The sequence below is a fragment of the Gammaproteobacteria bacterium genome (genome assembly GCA_021648145.1).
Taxonomy (GTDB): Bacteria; Pseudomonadota; Gammaproteobacteria; order JAADGQ01; family JAADGQ01; genus S141-38.
In genome coordinates, this window is sequence record JAKITI010000011.1 from 35,856 (window position 1) to 55,877 (window position 20,022).

Here is a 20,022-nt window from a genome sequence, read left to right on the forward strand (position 1 = left end):
GACACTTTTCTCTGACTCCAGTTAAATTAAAGGCAAACACCTATGGTTATCCGTATTATTGGATTAATTTTCTTATTTATCACCTCTTGGGCTCACGCTGCACAGGATGAGATTGCGATTCCTGATGAGTTAAAAAATTGGGTGCCGTGGGTGCTGGAAGGTAAAGAGGGGGCGAACTGTCCTTTTGAGTATACGAATTCAAAAAATCACCATTGCGCCTGGCCTGAAAAACTATCACTGGATGTGCATGCGCGAGGCGGTCTGTTCAGTCAAAACTGGATAATTTACGAAGAGAGCTGGATCGCTTTACCTGGCAATAAAAAGCATTGGCCGCAGAGTGTCACGGTTAATGAAAAATCCGTTGTGGTGAGTGATAAAAAGGGTCGACCTTATGTCCAGCTGAAAAAGGGAAGCTATCAAGTTGCGGGCAATTTTATATGGAGTGAGTTGCCCGAATTTATTGATTTGCCTAAAACGACAGGGTTGGTCAATATTTCTATAGACAAAAAACAGATTGAGTTCCCCCATTTTGAAGCCAGTGGCAGATTGTGGCTAAACGAATCAACCTCACAGGCTTCGGTGACTGATGAAGATCGGTTGCAAGTCGATGTTTTTCGTCGTGTGATTGATGATGTTCCCCTTAGAGTTGTGACGCGTCTGGATCTGAATGTTGTCGGGCAAGCTCGTGAAATTGTATTGGGACCACTGTTTTCAGATGAATATGTGCCTTTGTCAGTTAGGGGGGCATTGCCTATGCGTCTGGAAGTCGATGGTAAATTACGTATGCAGGCCAGACCAGGGCGCTGGACGATTCAAGTCGAAGCGCGGCATAAAAAATCGGTTGATTTATTGTCTCTGAATGCCTCTGATTTACCGGATTCAGAGGTCTGGGTGTTTGATGCTAGACCCTCTCTGCGTCTGGTTGAAATTGATGGAGTCTCTTCTGTTGACCCTAGGCAAACACGCCTTCCAGGCGAATGGCAAAACTTGCCGGCTTATCGTGTATCAAAAGCCGATGCTTTTAAAATCATCACCAAACGCCGTGGTGACCCCAATCCCGCCGCCAATGAGCTGACGATGCAGCGCCATCTTTGGCTTGATTTTGATGGAAGTGGTTATACTTTTCAGGATCAAATCAGGGGGCAGATGCGTCAAGGGTGGCGCTTAAGTATGTCGCCAGAAATGATGTTGGGACGCGTGGTGGTCAATGGTGTTGACCAGTTGGTTACTCGCCTGGAAGGCGGGGCAGAGCAGGGCGTTGAAGTGAGGCAGGGTGAAATTTCAATACAAGCGGATGGACGCTATCAAGGTGATATTTCTGAAGTTCCGGCCATCGGCTGGCTGGATAATTTCACACAGGTTCAGGCCACTCTGCACTTGCCACCAGGTTGGCGATTGTTTGCAGCTTCTGGTGCAGATTCGGTCGGCGGTAGCAGTTGGCTTGATCGCTGGAGTTTGCTGGATATCTTTCTTGTTTTGATTACTGCACTGGCTGTCTACCATCTGTTTGGAAAAATGTGGGGCGCTATTGCTTTGGCCTGTTTTGTTATCTCCTGGCATGAGAGTGGTGCGCCTCAATATATTTGGTTGTTGGTGATTGTGGCGCTGGCTCTGATGCGCGTCGCTCCCGAAGGGAAGCTCCGAAAAAGCATGGGGGTGGTACGTTACTTGAGTCTGCTGGGGCTTCTTTTCATTGCAATTCCTTATATGATTGATACAGTACGAACGGCTATATATCCGCAATTGGAGCAGCCCACGGTCATATCCAGTTACTCTGCAAGTATACCCGTAGAGCAAGATGAAGCTCTACTCATAGAGTCCAAGGCCATTTCGATGGAAAATGCGGTCACTGAAAGTTTTTATGCTGAAAAATCCTCAATGGATAAGGTGTATCAGCCATCGCCTATCTCTATACACAGTGAGCGTATTGACCCCCATGCCAAAGTACAAACAGGGCCAGGTTTGCCAAGCTGGAAGTGGTCATCAGTGCCTATTCAATGGAGTGGGCCTGTACATGAAGGCCAGATACTGGGGTTAACGCTCATTCCTCCAGCCTTGACCACTTTGATTAAACTGGTTTGTGTGATTTTGGTGCTTTTGTTGGGATTAAGGTTGGCCGGTATCTCGTTAAAAGCTCGACGAATAACGATGGAATTCGCCAAGCTTGGAGTCATGAGTCTGTTTGTTGGTAATGCTCTACTGTTTGTACCCAGTGATGCCTCAGCGGATATTCCGTCCTCCAACCTATTGAACGAGCTACAAAGTCGTTTGCTGACACCAGCGGAATGTCTACCGCAATGTGCGCAAATATCTCGAATGAAACTCGACGTGCAGCCCGACTTAATTCGAATTCTGTTAGAGGTTCATGCCAGTGAAGATGTTGCAGTGCCCATACCTGGTGAGATCAATGGCTGGCTTGCTGAGCGCGTTACTTTAAATGGTCAGCAGAGTCAGGCTATTCGTGGAGCCAATAACGCTTTGTGGGTTTATGTACCCAAAGGTAAACACAAAATTCAGATTGCCGGTTCGATCAGGTCGGTGCGTGTGTTGCAGTTACCACTGCCACTTCAACCCAAACTTATTGATGTTGATGCCAAGGGCTGGATCGTCAAGGGCGTACATAAAGATGGCAGTATCGAAAAAGCACTGCAGCTCGAACGCAAAATAGCAGAAGGAGAAAAAGCCAAGGTGCTGGAACAAACGGTATTGCCTCCTTTTGTGACAGTGACTCGTACGCTTCGCCTGGGTCTTGAGTGGCAAGTCGAAACAGAGGTCAAGCGTATATCCCCTGAGGGCAGCGCGATTGCTTTAGAAGTTCCGCTGATCTCAAACGAATCGGTTACTACGGATGGGGTTCGTGTGACGGATGGTAAGGCCGTGATTCAATTTGCACCGCAGCAACGTATTGTACGCTGGAGTTCTGTTTTGGAACCCTCAGAATCTATTTTGCTACGGGCGACAGAGACTCTGAATTGGGCCGAGCAGTGGCGTTTGGATGTAAGCCCGATCTGGCACGCAACATTAAGTGGTATTCCTCAAATTCATCACCAGAGTCATCAAGGAACGTGGTTTCCAAAGTGGCACCCATGGCCTGGAGAAGAGCTCACCATCAGCGTATCAAAACCCATCGGTGTTGAAGGGAAAACAATCACTATTGATGATACGCAGCTCACTGTTAAACCCGGCCAGCGTGCGACCGATGTGGTTTTGAATATGCGATTGCGGAGCAGTCATGCGGGTCAGCATATTGTGAAGCTGCCTGAAAATGTTGCATTGGGTGTGGTTGAAATCAATGGCAAATCGCAACCCATTCGTCAGGAGGAGGGAGGGATTGTGCGTTTACCGATTGCACCCGGTGAACAGCAGATCATACTGAATTGGCAAGAAGCCAATGGAGTGAGTAGTTTGTTGAGTACACCCCAAGTAGATTTAGGAGTCGAAAGTGTCAATGCCAATATTGATATTCAGGTGCCGAGAGGTCGCTGGACGCTATTGACCTTTGGCCCGCAGCTAGGCCCTGCCGTACTCTTTTGGGGTGTGTTAATCGTTATTATAGTCATCGCCATTGGTCTGGGTCGTACCCATCAAACACCGCTAAAAACATATCAATGGTTATTGCTAGGCATCGGCTTATCACAAGCGAGTGTTGGCATTGCAGTATTGATTGTGGGGTGGTTATTTGCGATGGGATATCGTCAAAAAAGCTTAACTCATACCGTTAAACCACAAATATTTAATCTGATACAAGTTGGCCTTGGAATGTTAACCGTCATTGCCTTGCTTGGATTAGTTGGAGCCGTAAGCACGGGCTTGTTGGGTCACCCTGATATGCAGATCAGTGGTAATGGCTCAAGTGCGTATTATTTGAAATGGTATTCAGACCATTCCAACGAACTTCTGCCCGCAGCAACAGTGGTATCAGCACCAATGTGGCTGTACCGTGTGCTGATGCTGGCCTGGAGCCTTTGGCTTGCTTTCGCCTTACTGGGGTGGCTCAAATGGTCATGGCAGTGCTTTACTACAAATGGCCTTTGGAAGCATTTGCCGGTAAAAATTAAGAATAAAACTAAGGGCAAAAAACTAAATAAAGATGAGAAACCTAAATCTGACGAAGAGCTTTTGTTAGATTTTAAAGATGATAAATGATTTTCTGGATTAAGTAATTGACCGTCATTGAATCTACATCTCTTCAGGGTTTCAGTATTTTTAATACTGAAAAGTGGTATCCTTATGTGTTTTTGTTGACTGAATTATCTAAATGAATCCGACTCTGAATATTGCCATCCGTGCTGCTCGTAAAGCGGGGGATACTATTTCCCGTGCTGTTGATCGAACTGATCGACTGAAAATTACTATGAAAGATCAAAATGATTTTGTTTCGGAGATTGATAATAAAGCTGAATCACAAATCATTGATGTGATTAAAAAAGCCTATCCGGATCATGCCATTCTGGCAGAGGAGAGTGGTAGCCACTCGGGTGATGACTATCTGTGGGTTATTGATCCATTGGATGGTACAACCAATTTTATCCATGGGTTTCCACAATTTGCTGTTTCAATTGCACTTCAATATAAAGGCCGTCTAGAAGTGGCAGTGGTTTATGATCCTATGCGACAAGAGCTATTTACTGCAACTCGAGGGGGTGGTGCTCATATGAATGAGCGACGCATTAGGGTGAGTGGCCATCGCAATTTATCCGGTTCGTTGCTGGGCACAGGCTTTCCCTATAAGAATTTTAGTCGTCTTGATAGCTATTTAGGCATGCTTAAGTCATTTATTACTCAAACATCGGGTATTCGTCGTCCAGGCTCTGCCGCATTAGATTTGGCTTATGTTGCTGCGGGTCGTTTAGATGGTTTTTGGGAAATGGGCTTGCAACCTTGGGATATTGCTGCGGGTGTATTGATTGTGCAGGAAGCGGGTGGTTTAATCACAGATTTACATGGCGGCCACGACTTTATGGAGTCGGGCGATATTGTTGCAGGAAATGCCAAAATGCTTAAAGGGATGTTGCAAACGATTCATCCGCATATGAAGTAATGCTGGTTTTTTATATTGACACTATCGACTCTATAAAATAGGAGAGAAAAATGGATTCATTTACTTTTTTGATTGGCTTGGCAGTCATCATTATTATTCTGCTGAAAACATCCATTAAATTTGTTCCACAAAATCGAGCCCTTGTTGTCGAGAGGTTTGGTAAATACAATAGAACCCTGATTGCGGGGCTCAATTTTATCATTCCATTTATTGATAAGGTTGCCTATAACCGAACACTGAAAGAGCAGGCGATTGATGTGCCTGGTCAATCGGCGATTACCAAAGATAATATTGGTTTGAAAGTAGATGGTGTTTTGTATCTAAAAGTGCTTGATCCTTATAAAGCCAGTTACGGTGTGGATCACTACACATTTGCAGTGATTCAATTGGCACAAACCACCATGCGCTCTGAGCTTGGCAAAATGGAGCTGGATAAAACTTTTGAAGAGAGAGATAAATTAAACGTTGCCATTGTAAATGCGATCAATGAAGCCGCTGAGCCTTGGGGTGTTCAAGTGCTTCGTTATGAAATTAAAGACTTGGTGCCACCACGAAGTGTATTGGAAGCGATGGAACGGCAGATGAAAGCAGAGCGCGACAAACGGGCAACAATATTGGAATCTGAAGGTGAGCGCCAATCGGCTATTAATGTGGCGGAAGGTGATAAGCGCTCAAAAGTATTGGCAGCAGAAGCCGATCGAGCCGAGCAAATACTTATGGCTGAAGGTGAGGCCAGGGCGATTGAACTGGTGGCTGAAGCGAAGGCGATGGAGTTGCGTACCATCGGAGCAGCGGCTGATTCTGCTTCCGGCCAAAAAGCTGTGCAACTGGATCTGGCAACGTTGGCAATTGAAGCTAAAAAAGAGATCGCAAAAGAATCAACCGTTGTATTGATGGATGGAAAGTCCGGTGAAACAGGCTCTACAGTGGCAGAAGCTGTGGCGATAGTCAGTGCTATGAATCAAAGCAAAGCTTTTTCTTCTTACTCAAGTTCAAATGAGCCTTCATCATGATCGAGTTTTTTGACAAGAATATTGATGATTTTTGGTTTATTCTAGGTTTCATTTTGCTGGCAGTGGAAGCATTGGCGCTTGGATTTTCAACCGGCTTTGTACTATTTGTTGGTTTTGCAGCCCTAGTAACGGGTGGGGCGGTTTGGTTTGGAATCGTTCCTGGAACGTGGGTTGCAACGACTGCGACCTTTGTGGTGAGCTCGGTGGTTATTTCAGTTGCGCTTTGGAAGCCTTTTATGAAATTACAAAATAATAGCAAGGCTCCTGAGAAAGATAATACCAGTGATCTGATCGGTTTAAAGTTTCGCTTGGATGAGGGTGTTAGTACGACGCTACCTGGAAAAACGCGTTACTCAGGAATTGAGTGGAAAGTGGAACTTGATTTCGATTCAGATGTAGAAGAACTACTTAAGGGAACGGCTGTGGTTGTGACGTCTGTTGATGCGGGTAAGTTTAAGGTAAAAAAGCACATTAAAACGTGATTGTTTTATGATCATTTCTTGCTGTTTCTGCTAAGGTAGCGACACATTTTATCGCAGAGGTTCACCGTTGTTTTCTCATTTTTCTCTTCATCGTCTTCTTCGCAAAGCACTTAAAGACCTGAATTTTAACCAGCCGACACCGGTTCAGATTGCGGCAGTTCCATTGGCCATGGAAGGGTTTGATTTGCAGGTTTGCTCTGAGACCGGTAGTGGTAAAACGGTCGCTTATCTGCTGCCCGTGTTGCACCATCTTTTGAGTAAATCAAGCCCTGATGCTGGTTGTCGAGCGCTCATCTTACTGCCCACTCGTGAATTGGCACAGCAAGTGTTTGAAAGTTGTCAGGCACTCTGTCAACACACCAAATTGAGTGCTTCTTTGATTTGTGGTGGAGGTAGTATTGATACACAGCTCGAACAATTACTTGATAACCCAGAGATTATTGTTGCGACGACGGGACGTTTAATGGAGCATATGGAGCAAGGCACGGTTGATTTTTCAGCGCTGGATCTATTGGTTCTGGATGAAGCGGATCGTATGCTGGATATGGGCTTTAGTGATGATGTGTTGAATGTTGTTAAGGCTTCTAACCCGAACCGTCAGACGTTACTTTTTTCTGCGACACTCAATAATAGATGGCTGCCTTCGGTTGCGAAACAGATGTTACGTGAGCCTGAAATATTGAACGTGAGCGGTGGGCGAAGCGCCCATAGCAATATCTGTGAACAGGTGATTTTGGCGGATGATGATAGTCATAAGTTGAGGTTGGTATTATGGCTGTTGGCTCATGAAACCTTTGATAAGGCTCTGATTTTTGTTAATAGCCGCATTCATGCGGATAAACTCAGTGGTAATATGATTCGTCTGAAGCGGCATGTTGCTGTGCTTCACGGTGATGTCGATCAGGTGAAGCGTAACCGTGTGATGTCGATGCTACGGGATGGTAAAGTCGATGTATTGGTTGCGACGGATCTTGCGGCTCGTGGTTTGGATATTGAAGGGGTTGACCTTGTCATCAACTTTGATTTGGCGCGGCGCGGTGATGAGTATGTTCATCGTATTGGACGTACCGGTCGGGGTGGAAATAAAGGTTTAGCTATCACGCTGATCAAATCCACTGAATGGAATTTGAAGGCGAGTATTGAGCGTTATCTAAAACATCAATTTGAACCCAGAGTGATTGAAGGGCTGAAAGCAGCGTATACTGGGCCGAAGAAGCTTAAAGCGTCTGGTCAGGCAGCAAAACCTAAAAAAAACAAGGTGAAAAAAACAGCTGCAGATAAAAAAAAGAAGCTACGTAAACGTAATAAAAAAGCAGTAGGAAAACGCCGAAATTCTTCTTCTTGATCACGAGTTGGATTTAACCTCTTATTATTTGATAGACTAATACACATATGCAAAACCCCGTCTTGGCGGGGTTATTTGTTTTTGGCTTGGTGGTCATCGCTAAACCTTATTTTTATGAAGGGAAATTAAGTTGAAAAAATTATTTATTGGAAGTTTGCCAGCGAGTACGACTGAAAAAGAGCTTGAAGCTCTATTCTCTGAGTTTGGAACTGTACGCTCACTAAAGCTTGTTACTGATGTTTTTTCTGGGCAGTGCAAGGGTTTTGGTTTTATTGAAATGGAAGGTCATGAGGCACGCGCAGCGATTGCAGGCCTTAATGGAAAAGACTTTAATGGCAAGCCTATAAAGGTGAACTTTGAGTCTCCTAAAGTAGGGCGTAGAGGCCGTTAAAATTTAACCTGTTGGGCTGCTCTCCCCCGCAGCTCGCTGCGGGGAAGTCACTTTTGAGTGTGAGTGGTCTGAATCGGAAATGTGGTTTCAATTCTAGCGCCGCCTAATTTTTTTGAGTTTAATATCACTAATTTACCTCCATGCCATTCAGTAATCCGTTTGGAAATGGCTAAACCCATCCCATATCCTTGATTGGTTTTAGCAAGGCTTCCACGAACAAACGGCTTAAGAACTTGCGCCCGTTCACTTTCCAGAATGCCTTCACCATCATCATCGACCGCTAACAGAGTGTGATCTTTTCTAACTGTTATTGAAATAAGAATATGGTGATCAGCATATTGGAGTGCATTCTGGATAATATTGTTGATTAGCATGGAGAGGTAGCGTTCATTGCCGACAATAGTCACTACTTTAGCGGGATGCTCAAACTCTATTTTTTTTGATTGGCTCGCCACCTTGCTAAGGCAAGAATTTATGGTTGTTTCAAGGTTTAGCTCGGTTTTTTCCAGCTTAACCATTGATTGATCCAGTTTGGTGTAGTCGAGCAGTGTTTCAACCAGAGACTCCATCTCATCAACATCTTGACTGATACGTTGCTGATATTTTTTTCTTGTTTTTGGGTCGTCAACCTCTGATAAAACATCAATGCCAAATCGAAGTCGTGCTAAAGGTGTGCGTAAATCGTGGGAGACTGCGCTGCCTAATAGTTTGTTGTCACTGATCAATGTTTGGATCTGTCCAGCCATGCGATTAAATTCAATTTCGATTTCTGAAATATAGGAGATTGAATTTGTTGAAATGCGTTGATCAAGGTCGCCTTTGCCAAAGGCTTTTGCGGCTTCTTTGAGTTTGATGAGATGGTTCACTAATGGATATAACCAAAGTAGTAGTAGCATCAGAGTACCCACGTAAAAAATTACGGTAAAAAACAAGCGAAGTGGCTTTTCATTGGAGGTTTGTGATGTTGCGGGGAGTGCTATCGTGAAAACTTGTTGTTTTTTTGGTAGATAGAAATTCAATGTCAAACTATCGTCAGATTCCAGTGTAAGTGGCCGTCCCTGAGTAAACTCAGTACTGATTTCTGAGGGTAGCAAAAATTCTGAAAATGGTTTCACTGAAAACTCAAGGTGATGATCAGAATTGATCTGTTCAATGGCTTGTTTTGAGTTTTTATGAAGATCAATCATTTTTGCCAAGCTGATCCCGGTCTCACGGTAAGGGGTAAGGTCATCTTCTTGTGAGTGATTTGAATAGCGTTCAAACAGGCCATCTAATGCCCAACCTAGACCCAGAGTTGCGATAATGGCGACCATCAACAGTGATAAAGTAAGTTTATGCATCGTCCCAGGCATCGGTTGCAAACAGGTAGCCTTTGCCTCTTATTGTTTTTATTCGACTGGGTTTAGAGGGGTCGTCATTAAGTTTCTTCCGTAATCTTGAAATCATCAAGTCAATGGCTCGATTGACTCCATCGTACTCCAGTTTTAACAGGCTTTGCATCAGGTGGTCTCGGCTGACTATTTCACCTGCATTTGAAGCCAAGAGCCAGAGCGCTTCAAATTCATTGGAGGAGAGATCCAGTCGTTCACCCATAAAAATGACAGTTCTTGAAGTGGCATCAATTTTTAAATGGCCAAACTGGAGAACTTGCAAAACCTCTTGATTCAGTTCGTCACGTTTTAATAACCTTCTGATTCTGGCTAATAAAATACGTGGTTTAACGGGCTTTGACAGGTAGTCATCAGCGCCGAGATCAAACCCTAATAATTCGTCTGTCTCTTCTGTGCGAGCGGTGAGTATCAGGATCGGATTCTGATAGAAATCGCGCACCTGTTTGCAGACCTCAAACCCATCCAGCTCGGGTAGCATGACATCAAGAAGCACTAAATCGGGTATGTCATCCTTAATCAAACGAACGGCTTCATCGCCACGATCTGTAAAGCTGACTTTGTAACCTTGAGATGCAAGATAGTCACCAATCCATTCGCTGAGCGATGGGTCATCTTCAACCACTAAAATATGTGGTATATCGTTTTCTGTCATGGGTTTCAAAATAGCCTCCACCCTCTTTTTTGTCTTTTGGTTGATTTGTACACCCAGTGAATGGATAGAGATGAAGTTGCGAAAGGTGAATGTTCACCCTGACGGCGCAGCTCATAATCAATGGGTTTGGTTGACTGAATATCTATTTTAAGTTCACCGTTGCTGGATGCTTTCCAGCATTGTAATGGTGAAACAATCCCTTTCTGAAACAGGCAATAATCGGCTTGGATGGCAGATTGCCAATGGATTGTAATTTTTTGATAGCAAGTTTGGCCTTTATGCAGACTAATGCAGCGATCAGGCGTTATTTTCAAAGAAGGTTTGATGTCGGCCGCGTGAGTTTTTATTGATACACAACATATCAGTATTGCACTTAAGATTGTCGATCGGGTTATTCGTTTAATCATCGACATGATTAAAAAACATAGCTGATTGATGTGGAGAGAGATGTGCCACGACGGGTCGTGATCATGGGGCTTTGGAAAAAACTTTCGGAAAGTGCTTTATATTCTAGTGAACATCTAAACAGCCAGTTTTCAGTTAACGGATGAGCTGCACCTACCTTCAATGCCAATATGGATGCTCTATTTTTAGAATAAAATGTTTCGGTCTTTTTTTGCGGATCGTTCAGATCCAGATAGTAGTTAATAACTTTATAAGTATTATAGCGAACACGGCCTAGTGTGTATAAGTTCCAGTTACGTATTTGCCAGCTTCGTCCTGCCTCTATTGAAGTGACAATATCGTTACGTCGACTGCTTATGTCTGTGAGTAATCCGAATTGGAAAATATAGTTTCCATAATAGGCGGTAGCTCTGCCTCCGACTAAGAAACCACTGTTCCTGTCACGCAAGTTTTTAAAACGATCAACAAGGGTTTCGTCAGTGAATAAGTTAGATTCTATAATTTCAGTTGAACTTTGAGTGCCATCAATCTCTTCCTCTGGTGGCCCACCTTCAAATTCAAATATTTCAATTTTTTTGAAGCTGCTATACTCTATATCGTCATCATAAATTTGGCTTACAACAATATCGAGCGACCAGTAGTTATTATTCCAAGCGTTGTACCCTGCGGTGAAAAGTGTTGAAGAGTCTTCAATCACTTCAATGAATAGCCCTCTCCATTGAAAACTGCCGTCAAGTAATAATGAGAATCCAGCTTGATCGCCTTCAGCCTCTATCGGGTTACGCTTTGTCGATGCCTTCAAACCAATTTCGATAAATCCGCCACTTTCTGTATGGGGAGGAGTTTCCGTGCTTCGTACATCATGGGCGATATCTGCTGCTATGAGATATGAGGTGGCAAATAGGCAAACAAGAAATACGATGGAACGTATCCCAATAAAAACTTTCATACTTTAATAATATCCAGGTGAATGGTGTATTCCTATTTTGACGCAACTCAATTTACCAGTTTGTATCAGAGTGTATCAATTCCTCAAAACTACATAGTGATACATTTTTTCAATGGACTTGCATCCCTTGGAGCGACTAGAGTGAAAGTGTACTGGAAACAGTGCGATATGACATATTATTGAAATGGATGAATTTGTAGAATTGAAGCGAAGTGATGCTGTTGTATTCATTACATGAAGGTGATTTTAAATATTTTTTCGTTATTGAATAGAAAGGGTTTGATTATGAGTAAAATAAAATTAAAAAAGACCATCTTGGTCAGTTCTATTGCACTCGCGCTCAGCGCATGCGGTGGGAATTCTGATTCACCTGGGGAGAATAATGTTGAGGCTTACCAGTTAAAGAATTTACCTGTCCAAAGAAGTATTGATATTCCCAAGTCACTGCTCACAAAGAAAACTGACTCAAATGTACGTGCATTGAACGGTTCTGTGGTGATGATGCCTGTTGAATCTGATGGAGGTATTGGGGATGGAGCTGGTCCAATTCCTCTTGGTTCTGATGGACAAGGGCAAGGGGTCAGCTTTGGTTACTTGATGATTAAAGACTCTGCATTTTCTGTTGAACGGAGTCGTTTGGAGCAAGAACGTGAAGTTTTGATGCTGGATGCCGTTTGGGATGATATTAAATCCCGTTGTGACGGAACAGCGTTGGGTGAAGCATGTTCGATTCCAAAAAATAAAATATCACTCAAAGTAACCGAAGCATTGGTGAAAGCGAATGATGAAATTAATAGACGCATTGATGATTTATATGATAACCAATACGGTGATATTTATGGCGGTGCTCTTTATGGTCCTGACCTTGTTTCAAGTGGGAGTTCGGGTGTAAGCACTGCGGCAGTCGATCCGCAGACAGTGCCAGAGCCTCATTTGGTCGACGATGGTTCGCAGGGCGACTATCAAGTCATGCCTGAGCCGCAAGGTGAAGATTATCCAGTTGTCGGTGAACCTCAGCCCGATTTTGTTGTGGGTGATGTAATTCCTCTGGGTTCAATTAGCTATACTCAGTATGGTGCGGATGAAGAGTTTCAATACGAAGTTGAGATAGAGCCCACTTATATGGAGCCTATATCTACAACTATGGAAAGTGTTGATGGAGAGCTTGTTGAGTTCATTGGTTCTGTTGTTGAATCCGAACGTTTCTTTGTGATTTGGTCTTCTGATGAAAAACGTGTGAAAAGTGGTTTTCGTTATGAAGATGATCAATCAAGCTATTCGTATACTTTTAGTTATTTAGATCAAGGCGGTGAAAAAATAGTCACGATTCGTGATGAAAGTAGTTTTGATATGGGTGAAGAGTTTGGTAAAGGCGGATTTTTATCAACGATCTCTTTGAGTGAAAAAGAGAGCGATCCAGAGGGCACAGTTAATATCAGTTTTGATAAGAATGATTTCATGCCGGAATTTACGATGAAAATGTCTTCAAAAGGGCGTGCCAGTGATAGTGGCGGCTTTTTGAGAACAGAGAGTTTGTTGTTTACAAGTGCACTTGTGGAAGAAGAGACGGAAGAGAAGAAAGAGTTCGTATTTAATACTGAAGAAATTTTTGATGGTAAAGGTAACATGTTGAAGTATCGATGGTGTGATACAGCTTGTGATCAAGAGGAGAATTGGAATGAAGGTGTTAGTGATATGACACTTTTGCCTATGCCAATGGACGAGCCAATTACAGACTTTACCTTTGAAGAGAACGAGTTCTATATGGACGATGATGAGCTTGAGCTGATTGAAAATTCATTTTTTGAAGTTGCTATTACGGTGTCAGGCTTGGTGAATGAGGGCGAGTACATCATCGTTTCTGAGGCGATTTCTGGAAATGAAATTCATGAAGTGTTTGACAATATGATTGGCGGTGGAATGGTTGATGGTGAAAATTCAAATTTTCATTATTGGGGTGAGGAGAGTCAGCTTGATACAGCAATGGTATATCTCATTGCTTTTGAAGAGGGGAGCTCTACCTTTCAGTATGAAGAGATTACTGAAGCTGAAATCATGGTGGTGGGTTATAGTTCAGAGCCATCAGTGATGATGCCGGTTGAGCCTGATAATGGTATCGGTGATGGCGCAGGCCCGATTCCAGTGATGGATGATAGCTCAAATTCTGAAACACCGATGGTGCTGCCGAATATGATGTAGTTTTTTTCTAAAGTATAGTAAGCCCCCTTTGTTGGGGGCTTATTTATGTTATTTTTCTGGTTTCATCATGCTATAAAGCAGTTCAATTTCTTGTGGCCAGATATCGGCGTTAATGGTTTCAAGTATTAATGGCATGTCATCCATGCGTGGGTCGTTCATAATAAACCTGAAAGGCTCAACTCCTATTTTTCCTTCACCGATACTGTGGTGCCGATCGACTCTGCTGCCAAGATCGGGTTTTGAGTCATTGATATGCATCCCTTTCAGGTATTGAAAACCAACAATCTCTTCAAATGCATTCATTGTTTCATCATAAGATGCGCGGGTACGAAGGTCATAACCAGCCGTGAAGGTGTGACAAGTATCGAGGCACACACCGATGCGGCTTTTATCTTCCACTTTGTTGATGATATGTGCGAGGTGTTCGAAGCGATAGCCCAGGTTTGAACCCTGCCCTGATGTATTTTCGATGACCGCTATGGTGTTAGTGGTTACATCAATGGCTCGGTTGATCGACTCTGCAATGAAGTCAAGGCACGCTTCTTCTGATATTTTTCGGAGGTGACTGCCAGGGTGAAAATTGAGGTAGGGCAGGCTGAGCTGTTCACAACGTTCCAATTCGTCAATAAATGCATTCAGTGATTTTTCGCGTGCAACCTCATCGGGGTGCCCTAGGTTGATCAGGTAACTGTCATGTGGCAATACGTCCTGCGGATGAAATCCACCGGCTTCCATATTTATGTTAAATTGATCAATTTGCTCGTGAGTTAATGGTTTGGCCGCCCACTGACGCTGGTTTTTTGTAAACAGCGCAAAGGCTTTTGCACCAATTTTACTTGCATTCAGAGGTGCATTTTGCACTCCGCCTGAAGCACTGACATGTGCGCCAATTTTTTTCATTGTGGTGACCCTGTATTAAAATATAATGATTTTTTGTGTAGCAAATTATAGCTGAAAAACTTTGGATTTTTCAGGAATTCCCGATAATGTCAGGAAGATTGTCAGTGAGAGTCGATAGAAATAGATACTTTTCACTTAATTTGTATTGAAAAAAAAACATGGATACGGTAGAGTTTTTACGATGTATGGCACAGAAGTTTAATGGGCAATCAGCGTGCTTTGCGCAGGGTCGTTTGCCGTAAAACATTCATAGTTTAACTTTTAAGGTGTGTTGGATTGCGGATAGATCAAATTATTAAGCCACAAAAAAAAGCTTCCTTTTTGTTATTTGGGGTCATGCTTGCTTCGAGTCACCTGAGTAGTGCGGGTGTTGCGAATACCAAGCACAACTTAGGTAGCACGGGCATTAGTGGCTCAAGTAACTTTAGTGGCACAGCTGAAGTTTGTGTGTTTTGTCATACACCTCACGCGGGTAATAGTGAGGCAGCCGTTCCTTTGTGGAATCGTAATTTAACAAATTCGGGTGCTTTTGCTACATACGATCAAATGGGAACCACAACACTTGATGGTGGTATCGAGGCCATTGGCTCAGTCTCTTTGGCGTGTCTGTCTTGTCATGATGGTTCTCAAGCGATGGATTCTGTGATCAATGAACCTGGTTCTGGTCTGGATGTACCTGCCTACTCTGTTGGGTCGTGGAGCGGTTTGGCTGGAAGTACAAATGGTACAATTCCTGTTGATGTCGTAACAAATCTGGGTAAAGATTTAACCAACGACCACCCAGTGGGTGTGCAGTATGCCGGAGGTGGGTACTCGAATGCGAATCCGCAAGGCCCAGGCGTTGATGGCGATTTTAATCCCCCAGTTACAAAAATAAGTGGTACGACACGTGTTTGGTGGGTGAACACTTCAACAGAAGGTGGTACGAGTGAGTATGAAAAAACGGATATGAAACTCTATACGCGCGTAGGGACTCGTGGTAGAGGGTTTGGTGAGCCGCAGCCATATGTCGAGTGTGCTTCTTGTCATGATCCTCATGTTGATGAAAATCCAACTTTTTTACGCATTACTCCTTCAGGTAGTGCAGTCTGTTTGGCTTGTCACGTTAAATAACTTATGAAACTACTTTCAAGAAAATTGATGCGATCTTTTGTAGGCATCCTTGTCGTATTTTTTTTAAATACTAATGGAGTCACTGCCAATGCGGGTATCAGTGAAGCATCGGTGGTTGCAACGGTAGGTAGCGAAAAAATTACAGTCTCACAGTTTCAGGCCTCTTTTCGTGCTGAGCTTCGCCAAAAATTTTACCATGGTTCAGTCTCTCCAGAGAAAAAAATAGCTCTGCGTCAGGAGGTGTTGGCCGATATGGTGGATAACAAGTTATTGCTTCAAGAGGCAATTAAACGTGATCTGGCTCCAGACGAAAGCTGGATCAAGAGTGAAATTCAGCAGTGGAAAAAGCGCATTGAGGCTCGGGGCTGGCAATCGGAGAGTGACGTATGGTTAAAATCAGTCGCTCAAGAACTTAAAGAGAAGAGTTTGATTGAGCAGCTAAGCTTGAAAATTAAGGATGGTGTCGTTGCAAAAGAGAGTGATGTTCTGCGCTATTACGAACAAAATGCCGATAAATTTACAACGCCAGAGCAATTTCATATTTCATTAATTTTGTTGAAGGTTGCACCTTCATCAAAAGGCGAGGTATGGGACGCGGCATTTTCAAAAGTTGAATCTCTGGTTTCTGAAGTTAAAGGTGGGGCTAGTTTTGCAGATATAGCTCGTCGCGACTCTAACCATGAGTCAGCGTCCAGTGGCGGAGATTTGGGATATATACATAAAGGGATGTTGGCACCACAAGCTCAGAAAGTGCTGGATGGGTTGGTTCATGGTGCTGTGTCAAAGCCTGTAGTTTTGTTGCAAGGGGTGGCCATTATGAAGTTGCTTGATAAGCGTTCATCCAAATTGAATAAATTTGTGGACGTTAAAGAGCGGGCAAGTGATTTATGGTTGCGCGAGCATCGTGCGCTTGCGTATCGCGAATTTATTAATAAGTTGCGTACTGCAACGCCAGTCACGACGAATGAAGTGGTTTTGGCGAGTATAGAATAAATGACTGTATGGCAATCAACTCAATAATAAACAGGAAAACATTTCAGTCATTATTGAGTGGTGCGGCTCTACTATCTGTTTTGTTGTTTACTATTTTATGGGGTCGTTTGGCCATAGGAAGTGCGCCATTGAATTTGTCTGGCAGCGTTGGTTACAATTATCGCTCTTCTGATCAAGTTGATCGAGATAAAGTGGTCAGTAGTCAGTTGGATGGCACAATAAAAGCCTCATCGTATTTGTGGCAACCCTGGTTTGCTACGGTGGGTGGGCGATTGAGCGTGACACTTGATAGTAAGGAGTTTGATTATAGTGTTGGGCAGCAAAGTAAGGATGCAAAAATTATAACAGGAGAGTTTAATTTGAATGTTTTACCACGGAGCAAAGTCCCTTTTTCGTTGATTTTTCATGCAAGTGATAGCCGAGTGGATACCCGAAGTGATAATAATTTACTGACTGACTCAGGGCAGGATTATCAAACAACCCGTCTCGACCTTCGCCAATCATGGCTTACAGCAGGGAATCATCGTTTTCAAGGGCGCTTCAGTAAGGGGCAGTGGACTTCGGATAGAAACCGCTTTGATGATCAAAATGTAGGGTTAGAAGCAAGATTACGCTTTCCAAACCAGACATTAACCACAACACTTAACAGTCAAACGACAAGTTTTTTGCAAACAAAAGAAAGAAATACAGAGAATCGTTTGCTTGATGTCGATCATTTCTGGCGTCCTACAGAGTCATTGACGATTGATTCAATGTTTAGCCTATCTAATGTTGATACCTCCTTGCAGCAGCCGACATTGATTGACCCTGACGAATCAACTGTGAATACCATGCAGATGTCCAGTTTTGCGTTATGGCGTTCAAAAAGCCGTTTGCTTACCGTAAGTGGTGGAGTGAGAGTTGCCGATATCGATACGGAAATAACTGATAATGCGGGCGGTGTTTTTTCGACAAGTGCTCGTGGGGGTGCAAATTACCAGTTTACTAAAAATTTCAGGGGCGACATTAGTGTTAGCCTGGGAGCGAATGATGACGGCTTGAGTCAAGGTGATTTTAATAGTTTACGTGTGGGTGGGTTATACCAGTCTGATTTATATGATCTTTTTTCTAATGCGGCTTATCAGTGGTTTGCTTCGGGTTCAATGCAGCGAAATGAAGAGAGTAATGTTGACGAAAATTATGGTGTTGACGAAAATCGTCTTGTTGGGCGTGTCGGGCACAATTTAAAAAAATCATGGATTGCGCCCATGTCATCCAATCTTAATCTGAATTTGAGTCAGACACTCAATCAAAACCAGCAATTTGGTGATCAAGATGATGCAATAACACAGGTTGATCATTCGGTCAGCCTTGGCTGGAATAAATCGGCCACATGGATGACAGCATATGCGCGACTGTTTGCAGAAGATCGACGTGATATTGATGATCAAGGCAATGCGCAGCAGCTATTTAACTTTCAACTATCTGGAATGCTCCCATTGAATCGTCGGAGTGAGTTTAATGCTGCGATGACCACACAGTATACGTATTATGATAAGTATTACGGTGATTTTGAGAATATAGCGACAACATCAGGTCAAATCGGTTATTATCACCAACGCATTTTTGGAGTAACCAATTTAGGGTTTCGCTCTGATCTGAATATTTCAAAGGTGTCATTAAGTAATGGTGTGGATCGTTCAGAGTGGGATAACCGCCTGGATTACAGCATCGGTTTGCTTGATTGTAGTTTAAGTTACCGAATTATTGATCGCGAAGGCGATCGTAGCAATTTAATGCTGGTTCGGTTAGCTCGACGGTTTTAACTGGAAGGTAATTCTGGTTGAAAAAAGCTTTTACAGCAGGGAACAGTGAGTGTTCTGAAAGGCTTTCAAATTATGGGGTATCTTTTTTCATAATCTGACAGCTTTTTATAGAGAAGAAGTGTTTGGTAGGCTGTTTGTAAAAGGTAAGTGTAGTTTTAATTGTATTTTTTATTTTGTTGACGAGGAGGTGTTCAATGATACTTAATCCCTTGCGCAAATTTATGAGTAAATTTGCTTTTGTCGGGGTATTTGCAGGGTTGGTTCTGATGTTAGGTTCTCAGAATGTCCATGCTGAATATGGCGATGTGGTTATAAATAACTATTCTGATGCAGCGGGTATGCGCCCTGCTGTTTTTCCTCACTGGTTTCATCGTATTCGTTTTCGTTGCAAAGTATGTCATGCCGATTTAGGGTTTGAATTTAAAGCGGGTGGCAACAAAATTACAATGGCGAAGATTATTGACGGTCAGTTCTGCGGAGCTTGTCACAATGGTGAAGTCGCGTGGTCTGTAGAAAACTGTAATATGTGTCACTCGGGCAACCCTGGTACACCAACACATTTTCATGGCAGCACAGTGCAGCGTTTAGTTGCGCCTGCGTATAAATCGCTAGAAAGCAAATAAAGGAGAGGATTATGAATTTTCAAACAAAATCGATTTCTCTGGCTTTCGCTTTAGCAGTGATTGCTCCATTAAGTTACGTTCAAGCAGAAAGTGTGGATCAGGCTGATGCAACCAAAGTCGCCGCTGTGAGTGCAGTTAATACATTTAACCGCAATCTTAAAAAAGAGGCAAATGTTAATGCAGCGCCGCCAGAAGATGGTATCCATGATCCTGCAAATGACAGTACGCATGTTTTGCAACCACCTAAAGAAGCTTTCAGTGGTTTCATAACGAGTAAATTCGGAAATCATGTGGATTGGGTGAAAACTTTGGAAGAAGGGAAAATTAATCCTCGTTGGGATCGAATTAACCCTGCAGAAGAAGCGTTTGTGATGGATATGGATATTGTGCGCGAAGTTAAATCTTCAGTGCCTGACGTTATCTTTCCTCATCGTCAGCATACCGAATGGCTGGCTTGTGCGAACTGTCACCCAACAATTTTTATTCCTCAGCAAAATGCAAATCAGTTTAATATGTCTTCCATTTTGTTGGGTAAAGATTGTGGTGTATGCCATGGTAAAGTGTCTTTTCCAATTACCACGCAATCATGCAGCTTATGCCACTCAAAACCAAAACCTGCAGATTGGGAGCCACCCATGAGTCAGGCTTCACTCAAAAACCCCTGGAAATAATTTTCATTCGGGTTTGAAATTGAGATCAATACATGAGTTAAGTCTAGGT

General features: G+C 43.2%; 17 protein-coding genes. 12 read left to right on the forward strand and 5 right to left on the reverse strand.

The genetic code is table 11. The features are described from left to right. Positions 1–42 precede the first annotated feature (42 nt). The 6 genes from L3J70_08385 (at position 43) to L3J70_08410 (ending at position 8,272) form a co-directional block, all read left to right on the forward strand. Positions 43–4,146, forward strand: coding sequence for a hypothetical protein (locus L3J70_08385; GenBank protein MCF6236368.1), 4,104 nt, complete (start codon positions 43–45; stop codon positions 4,144–4,146). A 112-nt stretch (positions 4,147–4,258) separates the two neighbouring features. After that, positions 4,259–5,041, forward strand: coding sequence for an inositol-1-monophosphatase (gene suhB / locus L3J70_08390; protein ID MCF6236369.1), 783 nt, complete (start codon positions 4,259–4,261; stop codon positions 5,039–5,041). A 50-nt stretch (positions 5,042–5,091) separates the two neighbouring features. Beyond that, positions 5,092–6,054: a paraslipin gene (locus L3J70_08395; protein ID MCF6236370.1), complete on the forward strand. Its 963-nt coding sequence runs from the start codon at positions 5,092–5,094 to the stop codon at positions 6,052–6,054. Beyond that, positions 6,051–6,536 carry an NfeD family protein gene (locus L3J70_08400; GenBank protein MCF6236371.1) on the forward strand — a complete coding sequence of 162 codons (486 nt, stop codon included), beginning with the start codon at positions 6,051–6,053 and terminating at the stop codon, positions 6,534–6,536. Before L3J70_08395 ends, L3J70_08400 begins: the two co-directional genes overlap by 4 nt. A 67-nt stretch (positions 6,537–6,603) precedes the next feature. Beyond that, positions 6,604–7,881, forward strand: a complete 1,278-nt coding sequence (locus L3J70_08405; GenBank protein MCF6236372.1) for a DEAD/DEAH box helicase — start codon at positions 6,604–6,606, stop codon at positions 7,879–7,881. A gap of 130 nt (positions 7,882–8,011) precedes the next feature. Next, positions 8,012–8,272: an RNA-binding protein gene (locus tag L3J70_08410; protein ID MCF6236373.1), complete on the forward strand. Its 261-nt coding sequence runs from the start codon at positions 8,012–8,014 to the stop codon at positions 8,270–8,272. Positions 8,273–8,319: 47 nt separating this feature from the next. On the opposite strand, the gene L3J70_08415 is transcribed toward L3J70_08410, so the two are convergent. From L3J70_08415 to L3J70_08430, 4 genes are read right to left on the reverse strand one after another with little or no spacing between them, the layout of a single operon-like run. Further along, positions 8,320–9,612 (reverse strand): ATP-binding protein, encoded by a 1,293-nt coding sequence (locus L3J70_08415; GenBank protein MCF6236374.1) that lies wholly within the window; start codon positions 9,610–9,612, stop codon positions 8,320–8,322. Next, the gene (locus L3J70_08420; GenBank protein MCF6236375.1) at positions 9,605–10,315 is read right to left on the reverse strand and encodes a response regulator transcription factor; all 711 of its coding nucleotides are present in this window, start codon (positions 10,313–10,315) and stop codon (positions 9,605–9,607) included. The genes L3J70_08415 and L3J70_08420 overlap by 8 nt, the downstream gene beginning before the upstream one ends. A 5-nt stretch (positions 10,316–10,320) precedes the next feature. Then, positions 10,321–10,728: a DUF3019 domain-containing protein gene (locus L3J70_08425; GenBank protein MCF6236376.1), complete on the reverse strand. Its 408-nt coding sequence runs from the start codon at positions 10,726–10,728 to the stop codon at positions 10,321–10,323. A gap of 2 nt (positions 10,729–10,730) precedes the next feature. Next, a complete protein-coding gene (locus L3J70_08430; protein MCF6236377.1) occupies positions 10,731–11,669 on the reverse strand; it encodes a MipA/OmpV family protein in 939 nt (312 codons plus the stop codon). Between the two features lie 285 nt (positions 11,670–11,954). On the opposite strand from L3J70_08430, the gene L3J70_08435 reads away from it, so the two are divergent. Beyond that, entirely contained in the window at positions 11,955–13,868 is a 1,914-nt protein-coding gene (locus L3J70_08435; protein ID MCF6236378.1) for a hypothetical protein, read from the forward strand. Positions 13,869–13,916: 48 nt separating this feature from the next. Here L3J70_08435 and nfo read toward each other — a convergent pair whose 3' ends face one another. Further along, positions 13,917–14,768, reverse strand: coding sequence for a deoxyribonuclease IV (nfo, locus tag L3J70_08440; protein ID MCF6236379.1), 852 nt, complete (start codon positions 14,766–14,768; stop codon positions 13,917–13,919). A gap of 276 nt (positions 14,769–15,044) precedes the next feature. Here nfo and L3J70_08445 point away from each other — a divergent pair, with 276 nt between their 5' ends. From L3J70_08445 to L3J70_08465, 5 genes are all read left to right on the forward strand, one after another. Further along, positions 15,045–15,881: a cytochrome c3 family protein gene (locus L3J70_08445; GenBank protein ID MCF6236380.1), complete on the forward strand. Its 837-nt coding sequence runs from the start codon at positions 15,045–15,047 to the stop codon at positions 15,879–15,881. A gap of 27 nt (positions 15,882–15,908) precedes the next feature. After that, complete coding sequence (locus tag L3J70_08450; GenBank protein ID MCF6236381.1) at positions 15,909–16,874, forward strand: peptidylprolyl isomerase; 966 nt, start codon at positions 15,909–15,911, stop codon at positions 16,872–16,874. Positions 16,875–16,882: 8 nt separating this feature from the next. Next, positions 16,883–18,679: a hypothetical protein gene (locus L3J70_08455; GenBank protein ID MCF6236382.1), complete on the forward strand. Its 1,797-nt coding sequence runs from the start codon at positions 16,883–16,885 to the stop codon at positions 18,677–18,679. A 266-nt stretch (positions 18,680–18,945) separates the two neighbouring features. After that, positions 18,946–19,302, forward strand: coding sequence for a hypothetical protein (locus tag L3J70_08460; GenBank protein MCF6236383.1), 357 nt, complete (start codon positions 18,946–18,948; stop codon positions 19,300–19,302). A gap of 11 nt (positions 19,303–19,313) precedes the next feature. Then, positions 19,314–19,973, forward strand: a complete 660-nt coding sequence (locus L3J70_08465) for a cytochrome c, class I (protein MCF6236384.1) — start codon at positions 19,314–19,316, stop codon at positions 19,971–19,973. Positions 19,974–20,022: the final 49 nt, after the last annotated feature.